The sequence below is a fragment of the Vibrio sp. 1069 genome (assembly GCF_033340555.1).
On record NZ_JAWOWP010000233.1, the window covers coordinates 1 to 816 of the forward strand.

The 816-nt window shown below is 56.7% G+C and carries 1 protein-coding gene; it reads right to left on the reverse strand.

Annotation, left to right across the window (positions count from 1 at the left end):
• Positions 1-67: 67 nt before the first annotated feature.
• Positions 68-706, reverse strand: a complete 639-nt coding sequence (gene merB, locus R7040_RS25675) for an organomercurial lyase MerB (protein ID WP_000761850.1) — start codon at positions 704-706, stop codon at positions 68-70.
• Positions 707-816: the final 110 nt, after the last annotated feature.

Here is an 816-nt window from a genome sequence, read left to right on the forward strand (position 1 = left end):
TCGCCGAGTTCAATCCGCGCGCTGCGAATCCGATGCCGGTGCCGTAGAACATTGGGTCGATATCCGATCACGGTGTCCTAGATGACATGGTCTGCAACAGATGTCGATTAAACTCCTGGCCCAAGCCGAAAGCCTCGTGGACACTGACGATCGCCAATCCTTCCAATCCTTGATGCTTGGAGGCCCAGTCTTCCGCCGTCGGGACAGATGCAAAGAAATGTACATGGCAACAGAAGGACTGACGAACGTCGGCTGCTTCCTGCGGCAATACCAAGGACACCGCCATGCCGGCAGGTTCGACAGCCTGTATCTCGCTGGGTGAAACCGTGAGTGAAACGGGTGCTCCGGTTGCAGCGCAATGCGATGAGACGCGAGCTGTACGGCCGATCAGCGCCGGAAATATCAAGGTGTCCAGCGCGCACCAGGCATACAGACGGCGGTCGTCAATTTCAAAGACATACGAAGTCTCGCGCAAGGTGAGGCCGTAGCCGATGATGTTCCCATCTTTGTCATATTCGGTACTGGTGGCCTGTTCGAGTACGGCGGCCACTCGCTCAGCGGGCCAGTCGAGAATCCCGGCAAGTGTCGTTCGTGAAACCGGACGCCCCTTGGCGAGTTCCCGCAGTAGCGGGACCAAGAGATCCGCAGTACCATTGGTACGATTGACCGAAGTGAGACGTTCTAAAATATATGGGGCGAGCTTCATGGTTCCATCTCCTTTCATCCTGCGCAGCAGGACAATTGTTTGACATCCTTGGTGAAGGTCTGCGCCGCGAGCTTCAGCCCCTCGACCATCGTCAGGTAGGGGAACAACTG

Bases quoted from the DNA above. Each gene is read 5' to 3' on its own strand.
- merB (WP_000761850.1), bottom strand. From the start codon at position 706: ATGAAGCTCGCCCCATATATTTTAGAACGTCTCACTTCGGTCAATCGT.